The organism is Reichenbachiella sp. MSK19-1 (assembly GCF_003590315.1).
GTDB lineage: Bacteria > Bacteroidota > Bacteroidia > Cytophagales > Cyclobacteriaceae > Reichenbachiella > Reichenbachiella agariperforans.
The window spans coordinates 1-956 of record NZ_MIER01000006.1; the positions used below are offsets into that span (position 1 = coordinate 1).

General features: G+C 41.6%; 1 protein-coding gene. It reads right to left on the minus strand.

Translation table 11 applies throughout. The features are described 5' to 3' along the window. The coding region (locus tag BGP76_RS20280; RefSeq protein ID WP_158584163.1) for a hypothetical protein at positions 1-956 on the minus strand (956 nt) is incomplete at both ends.

Here is a 956-nt window from a genome sequence, read left to right on the forward strand (position 1 = left end):
AGTTCACTAAATACGGTCACTTCATAATTTCCTGCTTCAGAAAAACCCATGTCAGCGGAGAAAGTATAGGTCAAGGTATCTCCTGTAGCCAATGATATCGCTGCTGTTTCACTCACCTCTTGTCTACCACTAGGGCCATCGATCCAAACCGTCAACGGTACGCTTGTCTCTGTACTTACTCCTTGATTCACATACTGTACAGTAATTTGTTCTGTCGCTCCGAGTAACGGTGATGATGCGGGAATTTCCAAATCGATTGCCGCTAGGTCATGTGCAGGACGTTCGTAAACATGAACATTATCTAACAAAAAGGCGTCTGATGCATAATCTTCCTTTTCTCCAAAACGCAACTGAAAAGTCGCTGAAAAATCCTGATCATTGGCGGCAAGTGTATCACTAACCGCTAAAGAGTTAACAACTATCCATTCATAATTATTACCAGCATTGGCATACCAGTCATAAAGAATTATCCAATCATCAGACGCACTCCCTCTCACATAAACTTTATTCTCAGCATAAGGGTAAGCACTATTCTGAGAAAAATCAAAGTCAAGTAAAAGATCATCCGTGGCAACAGATTTGTCACTCAAGTCCAAAGTGAGTACCGCTAAATTGACCGTAAACTCATAAATAGACTCTTCTCGAGCAAGCTTCATTGCGCGAGTTTCATTACCTGAATATGTCCCAATAGATACATTTCCGTTATCAGTGTCTGGTACAAAACTCCAACCCGAGAGACCTTCAAGTCCCCCTTGAGAACCAACATATACCGTATCTGTTGTGACTTCAAAATCTTCAAAATAAGGCAATCCAGCACTGTAAACCGATTGCTTAGCCGTATTAGCACGCAACGTATCATTGGATTGCACCAAATCTCCCGACAGTTCACTAAATACGGTCACTTCATAATTTCCTGCTTCAGAAAAACCCATGTCAGCGGAGAAAGTATAGGTCAA